19 protein-coding genes are annotated in these 15,731 nt (G+C 60.9%); 9 read left to right on the forward strand and 10 right to left on the reverse strand.

From position 1 onward, the window contains the following. Window positions 1-60 precede the first annotated feature (60 nt). Together rimO and ACIPOO_RS23720 are read left to right on the forward strand one after the other, a co-directional pair. A complete protein-coding gene (gene rimO, locus ACIPOO_RS23715; RefSeq protein WP_274134419.1) occupies window positions 61-1,398 on the forward strand; it encodes a 30S ribosomal protein S12 methylthiotransferase RimO in 1,338 nt (445 codons plus the stop codon). A gap of 185 nt (window positions 1,399-1,583) precedes the next feature. Continuing rightward, complete coding sequence (locus ACIPOO_RS23720; protein ID WP_400610202.1) at window positions 1,584-2,039, forward strand: GNAT family N-acetyltransferase; 456 nt, start codon at window positions 1,584-1,586, stop codon at window positions 2,037-2,039. A 138-nt stretch (window positions 2,040-2,177) separates the two neighbouring features. Here the strand turns inward: ACIPOO_RS23720 and ACIPOO_RS23725 are convergent, their stop codons facing one another. After that, on the reverse strand, window positions 2,178-3,173 hold the full coding sequence (locus ACIPOO_RS23725) for an alpha/beta fold hydrolase (protein ID WP_400610204.1): 996 nt from the start codon (window positions 3,171-3,173) through the stop codon (window positions 2,178-2,180). A 163-nt stretch (window positions 3,174-3,336) separates the two neighbouring features. Between ACIPOO_RS23725 and ACIPOO_RS23730 the strand changes: the two genes are divergently transcribed. From ACIPOO_RS23730 to tsaA, 3 genes are all read left to right on the forward strand, one after another. Further along, a complete protein-coding gene (locus tag ACIPOO_RS23730; protein ID WP_400610206.1) occupies window positions 3,337-4,047 on the forward strand; it encodes an rRNA pseudouridine synthase in 711 nt (236 codons plus the stop codon). Between the two features lie 64 nt (window positions 4,048-4,111). Next, window positions 4,112-4,573, forward strand: coding sequence for a DUF1456 family protein (locus ACIPOO_RS23735; RefSeq protein WP_400610208.1), 462 nt, complete (start codon window positions 4,112-4,114; stop codon window positions 4,571-4,573). A 16-nt stretch (window positions 4,574-4,589) separates the two neighbouring features. Beyond that, window positions 4,590-5,294 carry a tRNA (N6-threonylcarbamoyladenosine(37)-N6)-methyltransferase TrmO gene (gene tsaA / locus ACIPOO_RS23740; protein ID WP_400610210.1) on the forward strand — a complete coding sequence of 235 codons (705 nt, stop codon included), beginning with the start codon at window positions 4,590-4,592 and terminating at the stop codon, window positions 5,292-5,294. A gap of 283 nt (window positions 5,295-5,577) precedes the next feature. Here the strand turns inward: tsaA and fpr are convergent, their stop codons facing one another. Beyond that, window positions 5,578-6,357: a ferredoxin-NADP reductase gene (fpr, locus tag ACIPOO_RS23745; RefSeq protein ID WP_002554680.1), complete on the reverse strand. Its 780-nt coding sequence runs from the start codon at window positions 6,355-6,357 to the stop codon at window positions 5,578-5,580. Between the two features lie 122 nt (window positions 6,358-6,479). On the opposite strand from fpr, the gene ACIPOO_RS23750 reads away from it, so the two are divergent. After that, entirely contained in the window at window positions 6,480-7,406 is a 927-nt protein-coding gene (locus ACIPOO_RS23750; RefSeq protein ID WP_274134443.1) for a LysR family transcriptional regulator, read from the forward strand. 92 nt (window positions 7,407-7,498) lie between these two features. Here ACIPOO_RS23750 and ACIPOO_RS23755 read toward each other — a convergent pair whose 3' ends face one another. Both ACIPOO_RS23755 and erdR read right to left on the reverse strand, forming a co-directional pair. Then, the gene (locus ACIPOO_RS23755) at window positions 7,499-7,867 is read right to left on the reverse strand and encodes a diacylglycerol kinase (RefSeq protein WP_274134444.1); all 369 of its coding nucleotides are present in this window, start codon (window positions 7,865-7,867) and stop codon (window positions 7,499-7,501) included. Window positions 7,868-7,975: 108 nt separating this feature from the next. After that, entirely contained in the window at window positions 7,976-8,623 is a 648-nt protein-coding gene (gene erdR / locus ACIPOO_RS23760; RefSeq protein ID WP_400610212.1) for a response regulator transcription factor ErdR, read from the reverse strand. A 227-nt stretch (window positions 8,624-8,850) separates the two neighbouring features. Here erdR and ACIPOO_RS23765 point away from each other — a divergent pair, with 227 nt between their 5' ends. After that, on the forward strand, window positions 8,851-9,735 hold the full coding sequence (locus ACIPOO_RS23765) for a DMT family transporter (RefSeq protein WP_400610214.1): 885 nt from the start codon (window positions 8,851-8,853) through the stop codon (window positions 9,733-9,735). A gap of 160 nt (window positions 9,736-9,895) precedes the next feature. Here the strand turns inward: ACIPOO_RS23765 and ACIPOO_RS23770 are convergent, their stop codons facing one another. Next, entirely contained in the window at window positions 9,896-10,606 is a 711-nt protein-coding gene (locus tag ACIPOO_RS23770; protein ID WP_274134448.1) for a tRNA-uridine aminocarboxypropyltransferase, read from the reverse strand. Between the two features lie 219 nt (window positions 10,607-10,825). Here ACIPOO_RS23770 and ACIPOO_RS23775 point away from each other — a divergent pair, with 219 nt between their 5' ends. Then, window positions 10,826-11,251 (forward strand): PA3611 family quorum-sensing-regulated virulence factor, encoded by a 426-nt coding sequence (locus ACIPOO_RS23775; protein ID WP_400610216.1) that lies wholly within the window; start codon window positions 10,826-10,828, stop codon window positions 11,249-11,251. 9 nt (window positions 11,252-11,260) lie between these two features. Here the strand turns inward: ACIPOO_RS23775 and ACIPOO_RS23780 are convergent, their stop codons facing one another. Beyond that, entirely contained in the window at window positions 11,261-11,452 is a 192-nt protein-coding gene (locus ACIPOO_RS23780; protein ID WP_400610218.1) for a hypothetical protein, read from the reverse strand. Window positions 11,453-11,944: 492 nt separating this feature from the next. Between ACIPOO_RS23780 and ACIPOO_RS23785 the strand changes: the two genes are divergently transcribed. Beyond that, window positions 11,945-13,060, forward strand: coding sequence for an LOG family protein (locus tag ACIPOO_RS23785; protein ID WP_400610220.1), 1,116 nt, complete (start codon window positions 11,945-11,947; stop codon window positions 13,058-13,060). Between the two features lie 98 nt (window positions 13,061-13,158). Here the strand turns inward: ACIPOO_RS23785 and recX are convergent, their stop codons facing one another. From recX to ACIPOO_RS23805, 4 genes are all read right to left on the reverse strand, one after another. After that, on the reverse strand, window positions 13,159-13,626 hold the full coding sequence (gene recX / locus ACIPOO_RS23790) for a recombination regulator RecX (RefSeq protein ID WP_274134454.1): 468 nt from the start codon (window positions 13,624-13,626) through the stop codon (window positions 13,159-13,161). Between the two features lie 8 nt (window positions 13,627-13,634). Then, window positions 13,635-14,696 carry a recombinase RecA gene (gene recA / locus ACIPOO_RS23795; RefSeq protein ID WP_274134455.1) on the reverse strand — a complete coding sequence of 354 codons (1,062 nt, stop codon included), beginning with the start codon at window positions 14,694-14,696 and terminating at the stop codon, window positions 13,635-13,637. Window positions 14,697-14,781: 85 nt separating this feature from the next. Next, entirely contained in the window at window positions 14,782-15,282 is a 501-nt protein-coding gene (locus ACIPOO_RS23800; protein ID WP_400610223.1) for a CinA family protein, read from the reverse strand. Between the two features lie 102 nt (window positions 15,283-15,384). Next, the gene (locus ACIPOO_RS23805; protein WP_274134458.1) at window positions 15,385-15,525 is read right to left on the reverse strand and encodes a hypothetical protein; all 141 of its coding nucleotides are present in this window, start codon (window positions 15,523-15,525) and stop codon (window positions 15,385-15,387) included. Window positions 15,526-15,731 lie beyond the last annotated feature (206 nt).

A 15,731-nucleotide genomic window follows, 5' to 3' on the forward strand; every position in this document is an offset into this window, starting at 1 on the left:
ACCAAGCGCCCAGTCAGTGCCCGGGCCAGACGCCGGGGCATACCTACGCCGAGGTTAGTCATGTCCACCGTCACCACGTCTGCCGCCCCCAAGGTCGGCTTCGTTTCCCTGGGTTGCCCGAAGGCCCTGGTCGATTCCGAGCGCATCCTCACCCAGTTGCGCATGGAAGGCTATCAGGTCGTGCCGACCTATGAAGACGCCGACGTCGTCGTGGTCAACACCTGCGGTTTCATCGACAGCGCCAAGGCCGAATCCCTGGACACCATCGGTGAAGCCATCGCCGAAAACGGCAAGGTGATCGTCACCGGTTGCATGGGCGTGGACGAGAGCGTCATCCGCAACGTGCACCCGAGCGTGCTGGCCGTGACCGGTCCGCAGCAGTACGAGCAGGTGGTCAACGCCGTGCACGACGCAGCGCCGCCAAAGCTCGATCACAACCCGCTGATCGACCTGGTGCCGCCGCAAGGCATCAAGCTGACTCCACGCCACTACGCCTATCTCAAGATTTCCGAAGGCTGCAACCACAGCTGCAGCTTCTGCATCATCCCGTCGATGCGTGGCAAGCTGGTCAGCCGTCCGGTGGGCGACGTGCTCGATGAAGCCCAGCGCCTGGTCAAGGCCGGCGTCAAGGAGCTGCTGGTGATCTCCCAGGACACCAGCGCCTACGGCGTCGACGTCAAGTACCGCACCGGTTTCTGGAACGGCCAGCCGGTCAAGACCCGCATGACCGAACTGTGCGTGGCCCTGAGCTCGCTGGGTGTGTGGGTGCGCATGCACTACGTCTACCCGTACCCGCACGTTGACGAGATCATCCCGCTGATGGCCGAGGGCAAGATCCTGCCGTACCTGGACATCCCGTTCCAGCACGCCAGCCCCAAGATCCTCAAGCTGATGAAACGCCCGGCCTTCGAAGACAAGACCCTGGCGCGAATCAAGAAATGGCGCGAGCAGTGCCCGGACCTGATCATCCGTTCGACCTTCATCGTGGGCTTCCCGGGCGAGACCGAAGAAGACTTCCAGTACCTGCTGGACTGGCTGACCGAAGCGCAGCTGGACCGCGTCGGTTGCTTCCAGTACTCGCCGGTCGAAGGTGCACCGGCCAACCTGCTGGACGCGCCGATCGTGCCGGACGACGTCAAGCAGGAGCGCTGGGATCGTTTCATGGCGCACCAGCAGGCCATCAGCGCCGCGCGCCTGCAGATGAAGATCGGCAAGGAAATCGAAGTGCTGATCGATGAAGTGGACGAGCAGGGCTTCGTCGGCCGTTCGTTCTTCGACGCGCCGGAAATCGACGGTAACGTGTTCGTCGAAAGCGACCGCGATCTGAAGCCGGGCGATAAGGTTCTGTGCCGCGTGGTCGATGCCGACGAGTATGACCTGTGGGCTGAGCCGGTCTAAAGGCCTCCACCTGTAGCAGTCCGGCTTGCCGGCGATATCGGCCTCAAGTACGCCGACGCCGGCAAGCCGGACCGCTACGGGCTCATACCCCAGGCTCGCCAACCCCGCCCTTGAACGGCGGGGTTTGTTTTTTCTGGCTATCGTCTCCACATAAGGACAACGAAAAGCACAGGAGACGCGGCAACATGGCCCACCACTCGGTCATTTACCTGCCCAAGAAACACGACTACGCCGAACTGACCCGGGTCTGGGAGGCGTCCGTGCGGGCGACCCATGACTTTCTGCCGGAAAACTACATCACCTTGCTGCGCAACCTGCTGGAAACCCAGTATCTGGATGCCGTGAACCTGTTCTGCACCCGCGACTCGCGCCTGAACATCACAGGCTTTGGCGGCACCACGCCGGGCAAACTGGAAATGCTGTTCATCGCGCCGGACTACCGCGGCATGGGGCTGGGCAAGAAGCTGCTGGATTACGCCATCGAGAACTACCGGGTGACTGAACTGGACGTCAACGAACAGAACCCGCAGGCGCTGGGCTTCTACGAGAAGCAGGGGTTCGAGATTGCCGGGCGCTCGGAAGTGGACGGCCTGGGCAGGCCGTACCCGATGTTGCGGATGAGGTTGAAGCAAAAGATCTGACGCGGGTTCGTATTGTAGGAGCGCGCTTGCCCGCGACAGCGATCAGTCAGCCCCATGTGCGTTGGCTGGCACACAGCGTCGCGGGCAAGCGCGCTCCTACAGTAAGCCGTGTTTTTTCCGACAGGCCGCGGGGTGGTGTCAGGGTTTGAGATTCTCCAGCAACACCCTGTTGAACTGCTGCGGATCCTGGATCTGCGGCGCATGCCCAAGCCCTGCGAACTCCACCAGGGTCGCCTGGGGGATGCGTCTGGCCACCGCCTTGCCAAGCTCCGGATAGTTGCCCAGCGTCTTGCGTAGCGCCTCTGGCGCGGCATCCTTGGCGATTGCGGTATTGTCCTTCTGCCCGATGAACAGCACGGTCGGCATCTTCAGCTTTTCGAAATCGTAGAACACCGGCTGGTTGAAGATCATCTGATAGGTCTGCGCCGAGGCGCGGGCCACTTCTTCCTTGCCCTTGCCGTTGAACATGCCCGCCTGCATCTGCACCCAGTGATCGAATTCAGGCCGCCATTCGTTGGCGTAGTAGGTCGATTGCTGATACTTGCGAATGCTCTCGGCGTTGGTCTTCAGCTCGCGAGCGTACCAGTCATCGAAGCTGCGATCCGGCACCCCCTTGGCTTTCCAGTCTTCAAGACCGATGGGGTTGACCAGCAGCAGTTGATCCACCTGCCCGGGGTACATCAAGGCAAAACGGGTCGCCAGCATGCCGCCCATGGAATGCCCGACCACGGTCACATGATCGATGCCCAACTGGGTCAGCAGCGCCCGGGTGTTCTGCGCCAGTTGCTCGAAGGAGTATTTGTAGTCCGCAGGTTTGCTGGAGCGACAGAAGCCGATCTGGTCCGGCGCCACCACCCGGTAACCCGCCGCGGTCAGCGCCTTGATGCTGCCTTCCCAGGTCGCGCCGCAGAAATTCTTGCCGTGCAGCATCACCACGCTGCGCCCGTTGGGCGTACCGGTCGGCTTGATGTCCATGTAGCCCATCTGCACCTGGACACCCTGGGATTCGAAACGGAAATCCTGAGCCGGATACGGGTAGGTGAAGCCTTCCAGTTGCGGGCCATAGGACTGTGCCTCAGCGGCCATCAGTGGCAGGCTGACACTCATCAGCAAGGCGGGTAGCCATTTGGTCATGAAAAAGCTCCAGACAAAGTGGGAATTGAGAGCAGACCTGCGCCGCCCCCGGAAAAATCCCCCGAATGGAGTCTTATTCGGTCTGCATTTTCAATGTTGCCGCGATTAACGGTGCTTGCACGGGTACAATAGGCACCTTTCCCTTCTTGCTACGGCTTTTCTCATGACTGATCCCATTCGCCTTTCCAAACGCCTCATCGAGCTGACCGGCTGCTCGCGCCGCGAAGCCGAGTTGTACATCGAGGGCGGCTGGGTCACGGTGGACGGTGTGGTCGTCGACGAGCCGCAATTCAAGGTCGAGAACCAGACCGTCGCCCTCAGCCCCGACGCCAAGGCCGTGACCCCGGAAGCGGTGACCATTCTGTTCAACGTAACCGCCGGCATGAGCCCGGAAAAGGCCCTGGCACTGATCTCCCCGGACTCGCTGTCGGCCGAGCACAGCATCGGCAAGCGCCCGCTCAAGGGGCACTTCCTGCGTCTGGAAGCGATCTCGACCCTGCAAGCCAATGCCAGTGGCCTGATGGTGTTCAGCCAGGACTGGAAAATCCTGCGCAAGCTCACCGATGACCGCAGCAAGATCGAACAGGAATACGTGGTCGAGATCGACGGCGAAATGGCTCCCCACGGACTCAACCGCCTCAATCACGGCCTGATGTACAAAGGCACGGAGCTGCCGAAGGTCAAGGCCAGCTGGCAGAACGAGACTCGCCTGCGCTTCGCCATGAAGAACCCGCAGCCGGGGATCATCGCCCAGCTCTGCCAGGCGGTGGGGCTCAAGGTCGTGTCGATCCGGCGGATCCGCATCGGCGGCGTGTCCATCGGCAAGGTGCCCGAAGGCCAGTGGCGCTACATGACCGACAAAGAGAAGTTCTGAGCCTTTTTTTCAGCGCGACGCCTGCGGGCGCGCGCTCATGCACGAACAACAGGAAACACGCATCATGATGAACAACGACGTACTGCGCAGCATTCGCTACATGCTTGATATCAACGACACCAAGGTGGTCGAAATCATCAAGCTGGGCGGGCTCGACGTCACCAAGGCGCAAATCACCGCCTTCCTCAAGAAAGACGAAGAAGAAGGCTTCGAGCCTTGCAGCGATGAAGTGATGGCCTACTTTCTCGACGGCCTGGTGTTCTTCAAGCGCGGCAAGGACGAGAGCCGCCCGCAACTGCCCGTCGAATTGCCGATGACCAACAACATCGTGCTCAAGAAGCTGCGCGTGGCCTTCGAACTCAAGGAAGAAGACATGCACGCAATCCTCAACGCGGCCGATTTCCCGGTTTCAAAGCCTGAACTCAGCGCGCTGTTCCGCAAGGCGGGCCACAACAACTACCGCCCGTGCGGCGATCAACTGCTGCGCAATTTCCTGCGCGGCCTGACCACGCGCGTTCGCGGTTGAGTCTCGCAGGCGCCCGATGACGACGGCCTACAGCGTCTCCCCCATTGGCTTCATGCGTTCCTGCTTCAAGGAAAAGTTCGCCATCCCGCGCCAGCCACAACTGGCGCCTGCTGCCCGTGGCGTGCTGGAACTGGTCGCGCCGTTCGACCAGGGCGACGCAGTGCAAGGGCTGGAACAGGTCAGCCACGTGTGGCTGCTGTTCCTGTTCCACCAAGCGCTGGAAGACAAACCACGGCTCAAGGTTCGCCCTCCTCGCTTGGGCGGAAACCAGTCGATGGGGGTGTTCGCCACCCGCGCCACCCACCGCCCCAACGGCATCGGCCAGTCGGTGGTCAAGCTGGAAAGGGTCGAAGCCAACCGGCTGTGGCTGTCCGGCATCGACCTGCTGGACGGCACGCCGGTGCTGGACGTCAAACCCTACGTGCCCTACGCCGACGTGATCGACGGTGCCACCAACACCATGGCTGCGGCGGCGCCCGAGCTGATTCGCGTGCAATGGGATGACAGTGCGCTGGTGCAGGCCCGCGAACACGGATTGCGCCTGGATGAGCCGCTGGTGGAACTGATCGAACAGTGCCTGGCCCAGGACCCTCGTCCGGCGTACCAGGTGCCGGTGCCAGAGCGTCGCTACGGCGCGCAATTCTGGGACCTGGACGTGCGCTGGCATTACCCGCAGCCGGGGTTGATTCGGGTGTTGGAAGTGGTTCGATCAACCATTTGATGAACACCCCTCTCCCGTAGCAGCACGGCTTGCCGGCGGGTGCGGTGTGTCTATGATGGATGTGCCACCTGACACACCGCTCCCGCCGGCAAGCCGTGCTGCTACGGTCGGGGTTTGCAAATCCTGAACAACACCCACAAAAAAACCGCCTGGTCCGTGACCTCCAGGCGGTTTTTTTCAGACGCCAAGTTACTGGTGCCTGTACTGACCTAGTCGCGGATGAACCCGCCCCCACAGTGATTGTGAGAGCGCCTCATCCGCGATCGGGTCCGATTCTTTGTGCTTACTTCTCGACGAATGCGCGCTCGATCAGGTAGTCACCCGGCTCACGCATGCGTGGCGAAACGGTCAGGCCAAAGCTGTTCAGCACTTCGCTGGTCTCGTCGAGCATGCTCGGGCTGCCGCACAGCATGGCGCGGTCGTCCTGCGGGTTGATCGGTGGCAGACCGATGTCGCTGAACAGCTTGCCGCTGCGCATCAGGTCGGTCAGGCGGCCTTCGTTCTCGAACGGCTCGCGGGTAACGGTCGGGTAGTAGATCAGCTTGTCGCGCAGCGCTTCGCCGAAGAATTCGTTCTGCGGCAGGTGCTCGGTGATGAACTCGCGGTAGGCGACTTCGTTCACGTAGCGCACGCCGTGGCACAGGATGACCTTCTCGAAACGCTCGTAGGTTTCAGGGTCCTGGATCACGCTCATGAACGGCGCAAGACCAGTGCCGGTGCTGAGCAGGTACAGGTGCTTGCCTGGCTTCAGGTCATCCAGCACCAGAGTGCCGGTAGGCTTCTTGCTGATGATGATCTCGTCGCCTTCCTTCAGGTGCTGCAGCTGGGAAGTCAGCGGGCCGTCCGGCACCTTGATGCTGAAGAATTCCAGATGCTCTTCCCAGTTCGGGCTGGCGATGGAGTAGGCACGCATGAGCGGGCGCCCGTTGGGCTGCTGCAGACCGATCATGACGAACTGACCGTTCTCGAAACGCAGACCTGGATCACGGGTGCACTTGAAACTGAAAAGGGTGTCGTTCCAGTGATGAACGCTGAGGACACGCTCGTGATTCATGTTGCTCATGGTACGTGGGAACTCCTGAATATTTGCATGCGCCAATCAAAGCGCCATTGCGCAATATTCTAGTGGCAGACACAATATCTGTTAACTGAATTATCAAGATATGGGTTATCGGTTATATAGATATGCGATTTACTCTCCGTCAGCTGCAAGTCTTCGTCGCCGTGGCCCAGCAGGAAAGCGTTTCCCGCGCTGCCGTGCAGCTGTCTCTGTCTCAATCTGCGGCCAGTACCTCCATTACCGAACTGGAGCGCCAATCCAGTTGCCAGCTGTTCGATCGGGCGGGCAAGCGCCTGAGCCTGAACGCCACCGGGCGCCAGTTGCTGCCCCAGGCCGTGGCATTGCTGGACCAGGCCAAGGAAATCGAAGACCTGCTCAACGGCAAGTCCGGCTTCGGCTCGCTGGCGGTGGGCGCCACCCTGACCATCGGCAACTACCTGGCGACCCTGCTGATCGGCAGCTTCATGCAGCGCCACCCGGAAAGCCAGGTGAAGCTGCATGTGCAGAACACCGCCAACATCGTGCAACAGGTGGCTCACTATGAAATCGACCTGGGCCTGATCGAGGGTGATTGCAGCCACCCCGATATCGAAGTGCAGACTTGGGTTGAGGATGAGCTGGTGGTGTTCTGCGCCCCGCAGCATCCGCTGGCCAAGCGCGGCCAGGCCACCTTGAAAGAGCTGACCCACGAGGCCTGGATTCTGCGGGAACAGGGTTCAGGGACGCGGCTGACGTTCGACCAGTCCATGCGCCATCACCTCAACAGCCTCAACGTGCGGCTTGAGCTTGAGCACACCGAAGCGATCAAGCGCGCGGTGGAATCGGGGCTGGGGATTGGCTGTATCTCACGCCTGGCGCTGCGCGATGCGTTTCGCCGGGGCAGCCTGGTGGCGGTGGAAACCCCTGAGCTGGACCTGGTGCGGCAGTTCTACTTCATCTGGCACAAGCAGAAGTACCAGACGTCGGCGATCCGCGAGTTTCTGGAGCTGTGCAGGGCGTTTACCGCAGGGGTGCGGCGCAGTGACGAGATTGTGTTGCCCAGTATTGCCTGACGTTGACGCATTTCCCGTAGCAGTCCGGCTTGCCGGCGTCGGCGATTTTGAGGACGCCGACGCCGGCAAGCCGGACTGCTACAGGAATGTATTCAGCTCAGCAGAATCAGGCCCCAGACCACCGCAATCATGCTCAAGGCCACGAACTGCGCGGCGCTGCCCATGTCCTTGGCGTTCTTGGAGAGCGGGTGACGGTCCAGGGAGATGCGGTCGATGGCCGCTTCGATGGCCGAGTTGAGCAATTCAACGATCAGCGCCAGCAGGCACACCGCAATCAGGATCGCCCTTTCGCCACGACTGACGTGAAACAGGAACGACAGCGGAATCAGAATGACGTTGAGCAGCACCAGTTGCCGGAAGGCGGCTTCGCCCTTGAAAGCGGCAACCAGCCCGTCGAGGGAATAGCCTGCGGCGTTGAGCACGCGTTTGAATCCGGTTTGGCCTTTGAACGGTGACGTCATGAGGGAAACTTACTGATAAATGAAGACGAGGGAGGCTAGTTCAGCGACAGTCAAAAAAGTGTGAAGGTCTGCCGCCGAATGCCTTGAAACAGAGCGAAAACGCGCAAATCAGTTGGGCGAAATCGATTCCAGTTGTTGCAGCAACAGCGCGGCCTGGGTACGGGTACGCACGTTCAGCTTGCGGAAGATCGCCGTGACGTGGGCCTTGATGGTGGCCTCCGAAACGTTGAGTTCGTAGGCAATCTGCTTGTTGAGCAGGCCTTCGCAGACCATGGTCAGCACCCGGAACTGCTGCGGCGTGAGGCTCGCAAGCCCTTCGCTGGCCGCGCGGGCTTCATCCGAGACTCGCACGCTTTCATTCACCTGCGGCGGCCACCAGACATCGCCATCGAGCACGGTGCGCACTGCCTGCTGGATGGTTTCCAGGGAGCTGGACTTGGGAATGAAGCCGCTGGCACCAAACTCCTTAGACTTGACCACCACGGCCGCTTCTTCCTGGGCCGACACCATCATCACCGGCACCTGCGGATACTGGCCACGCAACAGCACCAGCCCGGAAAAACCATAGGCGCCGGGCATGTTCAGGTCCAGCAGGACCAGATCCCAATCGGATTTCTCAGTGAGGCGCGTTTCGAGGTCAGCGATGCTTTCGGCTTCGACCAACCGGGCATCGGGGCCCAGGCCAAGCGTCAGCGCTTGATGCAAGGCACTGCGGAATAAAGGATGGTCATCGGCGATCAGGATTTCGTAGTTCATTTCATGATCCTGTTTATAAGTGAGCGCCGACGGATTCAGCCCTCACGATGGCATCGGTAAATGCCAGCCCTCATCACCGTGTGCCACTGCGGCGCAAACCACGCCAAAAGCACGGGATACAAGGCGTTCGAACATTCATGCGGCGCCAAGGATGCCCAGCGAAGCCGGGGTGGTCAAGCTCGACGGTTTACGGCACAGTCTGCGGCCCTGAATCGACGAGTGCCATCATGCAACGACACGCCCTGCGAGCGGACCTGCTCATGCTCCTGACCGCCATGATCTGGGGCTCAGGCTTCGTCGCACAGACTGCGGGCATGGATCACATCGGCCCCTACCTGTTCTCCGGCCTGCGCTTTGCGTTGGGCTCGATCTGCCTGCTGCCGCTGATCCTGCGCCGCCCTGCCAGCGACCCTGCACCGGAACCCCTGATGACCCGCGGGCTGCTGCAAGGCGGCATCGTCATGGGCATCGCGCTGGCACTGGGCATCAACCTGCAACAGGTCGGACTGCTGTTTACCAGTGTCACCAACGCAGGCTTCATCACTGGGCTGTATGTCATTGTAGTTCCACTTCTGGGGCTGCTTCTGGGTCACAAGACCGGCATGGGCACTTGGCTCGGTTGCGTGCTGGCGGTGATCGGCATGTTCCTGCTCAGCGTCGGCGACAACTTTAAGGTCGCATCCGGTGACTGGCTGCAACTGATCGGCGCGTTCGTCTGGGGCGGGCACGTGATTCTGGTGGGCCTGTTCGCCAGCCGCCATGACCCGATCCGCCTGGCGTTCCTGCAATTCGCCACCTGCTCGGTCATCAGCCTGATCCTGGCTTTGATCTTCGAGCCGATTACCCTGGACAGCATCATCGCCGCGGGCCCTGCCCTGCTCTACGGCGGCGTATTCGCGGTGGGCGTCGGATACACCTTGCAAGTGGTGGCGCAGAAGCACGCCATTGCCTCCCATGCCGCGATCATTCTGTCGCTTGAAGCGGTGTTCGCCGCGATTGCCGGCGCGTGGTTTCTCGGCGAGGCGTTACAACTGCGTGGATATGTGGGCTGCGCGCTGATGCTGGCGGGGATGTTGCTGGCGCAGCTGTGGCCGAGGAAAGAACTGGCCTGACATCGCTGCATTCTGCTGTTGTGGGAGCGGGCTTGCCCGCGAAAGCGGAGGGTCAGGCACCTTTGCAGAGTCTGGACTGATGCCTTCGCGGGCAAGCCCGCTCCCACAGGTCTCGTGTCGCAGCGGATTCCCGCCCCCACAGGTTTGGTGTAGAGGCTACCTACAGAAACGGCTTTAGATGGCTGTGCGGGGCGTCATCCGGGTCGATGGGCAACAGGAACTTGGCGCCCAGGTAGTGGGCGCTGAACACATCCAGATAGGCGTCCAGCACCCCTGCGGCCTGTTGATCGCCGGCAAGCTCCAGACACAACGCCGCCACCTCGGCCGTGCAGAAATGATCGTCGCGCTTGGAGCGGCGCAGCCGATAGCGTGACATCTGCTCAGGCTCAAGACTCAGCACCGGCAGATTGTCCAGATAGGGGCTCTTGCGAAACATCTTGCGCGCCTCGGGCCAGGTGGCATCAAGGAGGATGAACAGCGGGCGTTTGCCCGGCTGCGGCGTCACTTGGGTGACCACCCGCTCGGGCGCCACGAACTCACCGGGGAACACGATGTAAGGCTGCCATTGCGGATCATTGAGCAGCGCCGGGAGCTTTTCGTCCACCTCGGTTCGCGACCAACTGAAGGCCTCGGTGTCCTTGATGACATCGGCAATCAGCCAACCCGTGTTGGTCGGTTTCAACGGCTCGGTGTCATACATCAGCAGACAGACTGCCGACTGCGCCTGAACCTCTGGTCTCCACGCGCACAGGCAGTAGCTTTCGATCACCCGGCATCTTGCACAGCGAGGCGCGCGCGAGCCTCGCGCAATGAACGGCTTGGTGCTGCGGGCCAGGCGTTCGGCGCGCAGACGCGAGACGGCATGGCTCATGGGGCAAGGCGCCCGGGTAACGGCAGCGGGCAGCAGGAAGACAACGACACAGGAAACATCCGGCAGGAAAAAGTCGCCGCAGTTTACCAGAGGCCGCCGGATCTCTGGTGTCGGCCTTGGCGACTCCCCTATACTGCCCGGCCTTGAAAGCCTTATGTCACCAGTGAACGCCTGCCGTTGTCGCCGGTCCAACACCGTTCATTGCTCCAGGAGAATCCAATGCTGCGCCTCATCGCCCCCGCGCTTACGCTCTTGCTCGTTGCCCCTCTGTGCGCCAACGCGGCGTCCAAACAGGACTACGAACTCAACAAGGAGCTTGAACAGGTCGCTGCGAAAAGCAACGTCGGAAAGCCCAACGCGCTCAGCGAAGACATTCTGGACAACGGCTACACCGTCGAAGGCAAGGTGCTCATCAACCACCTGAGCGTGCAGGCCGGCCAGGCTGCGCAAATGCGCGAGAACCCGGACCTGATGGGTCGCCAGTTGGGCACCAGCGTCTGCCGCAATGCTGGATACCGCCAGTTGATGGCCAAGGGCGCGGTACTGCGTTACGACTTCCGCGAATACAAGACCGATCGCCCGATCACCACTCAGCAGATCACCGCAGCCGACTGCGCCGCAAAACCGCCTACCAAGAAGAAGTAACCTGCCCTGCTAGCAGGCTGCGCGCCGTTGCTGATCTTCGGCGCGCAATTCGGCGACCAGCGCCTGAAGATAGTACGAGCGCCGGCCGTTCTGGCTCAGGCGCCTGACGCATTCCTGCTCCAGCGTGCAACGACTGCTGCGCGCCGACTCGATCAGCGAGTGGTACAGCTCCTGATCGACTTCCAGCCTGATGATTTCCATTTCATCCTCCCTGGCCCGTCCACGCCAGACGTGCACGTGGGCAAACCTCGATGACCGCCGTTCGACGCGCCACCCGACATTCGGGCCCGTCGATGCTATCCAGGTTGCAATGGCATTACTCTGCCATCTCTTTCAGTAAATCAGAGCGCTGACGCCTCATGCTGGCTTCCGACGAGTGGAAAGCAGGTTGCCCGATGCTCGTAAAGAGTCGTTGCCAGCGTGGATTGTTGGGCACATCATCGAGTCAGCCGCTGTACCTACCGTATTGATTCATCGTGTTTCACGGGCAAGAAAGGGGGTTGCCTGTCACAGTCGTCACGCACACTATTTTCTTTTCAACCCAAGGACATAGGCAGAATCAACGTGGCGTCAGCCTGTCGCCATCGAGCAATTGACCCTGGCCCCCGATGGGCTGTGAGCAGCGACGCATGAAGCGTCGTGATCCTGTGGCAACGCACCGGATCAATGATTCTGCAGAAGGAGAAAGTCTGAATGCCTTATGTACCCAATGATCTGTTGTCCCGCCATTTCCAGAGCAACGGAATGGACCTGACCGCCAAGGTCGAAGAACAACTCAACCTGGTGGCCCCCAACAGCCCCAATCTTGCGCTGTACCGAGACATGATGCTGACCGTCCTGCGCATGGCCCAGGACGACAGCAACCGCTGGAACGCCAAAATCGTCCTTCAGGCCCTGCGCGAACTGGACAATGCTTTCCGTGTGCTGGAACAGTTCCGGGGCCGGCGCAAGGTCACGGTGTTCGGCTCGGCCCGCACGCCGCTCGAGCACCCGGTGTACGCCCTGGCCCGTGAGCTGGGTGCCAAACTTGCCGCCTCCGACCTCATGGTGATCACCGGCGCAGGCGGCGGGATCATGGCCGCTGCTCACGAAGGCGCCGGGCTCGACTACAGCCTGGGCTTCAACATCACCCTGCCTTTCGAACAACACGCCAACGCCACCGTCGACGGGACGGGCAACCTCTTGCCCTTCCACTTCTTCTTCACCCGCAAGCTGTTTTTCGTCAAGGAGGCCGATGCCCTGGTGCTCTGCCCGGGCGGTTTCGGCACCCTGGATGAAGCGCTGGAAGTGCTGACACTGATCCAGACCGGCAAGAGTCCGCTGGTGCCCGTGGTGCTGCTGGATGCACCGGGCGGCACATTCTGGGAGGGAGCCCTGAGCTTTATCAGAAACGAACTGGAAGCCAACCGCTACATCCTGCCCAGCGACATGAACCTGCTGAAACTGGTGTACAGCGCCGACGAGGCCGTGGCCGAGATCAACCAGTTCTACAGCAACTTCCACTCAAGCCGCTGGCTGAAGAACACCTTCGTGATTCGCATGCACCATGCCCTGAGCGAGCAGGCGCTGTCGCAGATTCAGCAGAGCTTCGCCGACCTGCGCCTGAGCGATGATTTTCATCAGCACAGCTATCAGGAAGAACACGACGAGGCGCAGTTCAGCCACCTCATCCGCCTGGCGTTCAAGTTCACAGGGCGCAATCATGGACGGCTACGTGAGTTGGTGAATTTCATCAACCAGAGCGAAAACTGGGCGAAGCCGGTGCAAGGTATCAAAGCCACCGGTCGCGAACCCCTGCAGGCGACGTGAAACCGATCCCGTAGCAGTCCCGCTTGCCGGCGTCGGCGATTTCGAAACCGCTGACGCCGGCAAGCCGGACTGCTACGGGGGTATGCTCGCATCTGTGATCAGTCGTCGTAGCCTTTACCGCTAAGCAGACGGCTGATGAGTTCCGGCGGATAACCCCGATAACTGAGAAAGCGCATCTGCTGCCCACGCTCGCGGGCATCCTGGGGCAATTGTCCACCGAACTTGCGCTGCCAGCACTCTTCCAGCTTCTCTCGCCAGTCAATGCCGCACTCGCGAAGCGCCAATTCGATATCGGCACGCTGCAACCCACGTTGCCCCAGCTCTTCGCGGATGCGCAAAGGGCCGTAGCCAGACCGGGCACGGTAGGAAACAAAACTTTCGAGATAACGGGATTCGGAAAGCAGACCCTCTTCCGTCAGACGGTCGAGCTCCGTTTCGATCAATTCAGGAGGGGCGCCTCGCTGACGCAACTTGCGCGTCAGCTCAACCCGACCGTGCTCGCGACGTGCGAGCAGGTCCATTGCAGTACGCCGTACGGCGACGGGCGTATCAAGCTCTACCGACATGACAGCAATCAGATGTCAGCGTCTTCGACTTCAGCGATGTCGTCTTCGGCAACGCGAGACGATTGGGCTTTGACGTCAGGCGCAGCAGTCAGCAGTTTTTCGCGGATTTGCTTCTCCAGGGTCGCACCGATTTCCGGGTTGTCCTGCAGGAACTTGGCCGAGTTGGCTTTACCCTGGCCGATCTTGTTGCCCTGGTAGCTGTACCAGGCGCCGGATTTTTCCAGCAGACCGTGCAGCACACCCAGATCAATGATTTCGCCGTTACGGTAGATGCCCTTGCCGTACAGGATCTGGAATTCAGCCTGACGGAAAGGAGGAGCTACCTTGTTCTTGACGACCTTGACGCGGGTTTCGCTGCCGACCACTTCGTCGCCATCCTTGACGGCGCCGGTGCGGCGGATGTCCAGACGAACCGAGGCGTAGAACTTCAGCGCGTTACCACCGGTGGTGGTTTCAGGGCTGCCGAACATCACGCCGATCTTCATGCGGATCTGGTTGATGAAGATGACCAGGCAGTTGGCGTTCTTGATGTTACCGGTGATTTTACGCAGCGCCTGAGACATCAGACGGGCTTGCAGGCCGACGTGCATGTCGCCCATTTCACCTTCGATTTCAGCTTTTGGCACCAGCGCGGCAACGGAGTCGACGACGATGACGTCGATGGCGTTGGAGCGCACCAGCATGTCGGTGATTTCCAGGGCCTGCTCACCGGTGTCCGGCTGCGAGACCAGCAGGTCGTCGACGTTGACGCCCAGCTTGCCGGCGTATTCAGGATCAAGCGCGTGCTCGGCGTCGACGAACGCACAGGTGGCGCCCATCTTCTGAGCTTCGGCAATGACCGACAGGGTCATGGTGGTTTTACCGGAAGACTCCGGGCCGTAGATTTCAACGATCCGGCCTTTTGGCAGACCGCCGATACCCAGTGCGATATCGAGACCCAGCGAACCGGTGGAGATAGCAGGAATAGCCTGACGGTCATGATCGCCCATGCGCATGACTGCGCCTTTGCCGAACTGACGCTCGATCTGACCCAAGGCCGCAGCCAAGGCTTTCTTCTTGTTGTCGTCCATTGAAGTCCTCTCGTAATCGGTTAGGCCTGATGGCCGATATAACTGTATAAGTGAACAGTATTATTCCACAGGGTTGAGCCCGCGCCTACCCCTGATTTGGTATTTCTGCCTGAGTGAGCTGGATCAGCCCCTCTAGAGCGGCCTTCACCGTTTGTCGGCGCACCTGATCGCGGTCACCGGCGAACTGAAAGCGTCGGGCAATCAGCTGCTCTCCTGCACCCCAGCAGATCCACACTGTGCCCACCGGTTTCTCCGCTGACCCGCCATCGGGACCGGCCACACCGCTGACCGCGACCGAGAACCGGGCGCTGCTGTTGTCCTGTGCGCCCCGGGCCATGGCCTGAACCACTTCCTGGCTGACAGCCCCGACCTGCGCGAACAGATCAGGCGCAACGCCCAACTGCCGGGTTTTCTGCTGGTTGGAATAAGTGACGTAGCCAGCCTGGAACCACGCCGAGCTGCCGGGAATGCGGGTGATGGCCTCGGCGATGCCCCCGCCGGTGCAGGATTCAGCGGTACTCACTTGCGCATGTACTTTTAACAGCTGCTGCCCAAGGGTGGCAGCCAGTTGAGTGATGTCATCCACAGCGATTCTCCGAATGTTCCGGGCAAGCGCCACACGCTACACGAGCGTGCCGGCAGTGCAAGACAGGACGCGACCGCCCGGCAACCGCGCCTGTCCGATGGTCTATGCGGGCTCCAGCGGAACGGGGCATTTCTTGGGTGGCTTGATGGTTTCGGTGACGGTTTCCCGCGGTCGCTGCCGCGCCTCTTCCAGGGTGATGAAGCGTCCGTTGGTGGCGTCCCGTGCGCGTTTGCGTTTTTTCATATGAAAGTCCTTTTTCATGCCGGTCCGGAATCGGACCGCAGCCCCCACATCCTAGACAGCTGCAGCGGCAAAATGTGGCCCCGGAAACGCGCCGTGACGAATAACCCGGACCTGCGAGCCACGAGCGTGCGTGATACCCTTGGCCCCATCGCAAAAGCAATCGGATCTGGCGTCGACCCACGTAGGTGGAGTCCCACGCCACGCGC

The sequence above is a fragment of the Pseudomonas sp. NPDC090201 genome, from assembly GCF_044746825.1.
Classification (GTDB): Bacteria; Pseudomonadota; Gammaproteobacteria; order Pseudomonadales; family Pseudomonadaceae; genus Aquipseudomonas; species Aquipseudomonas putida_AD.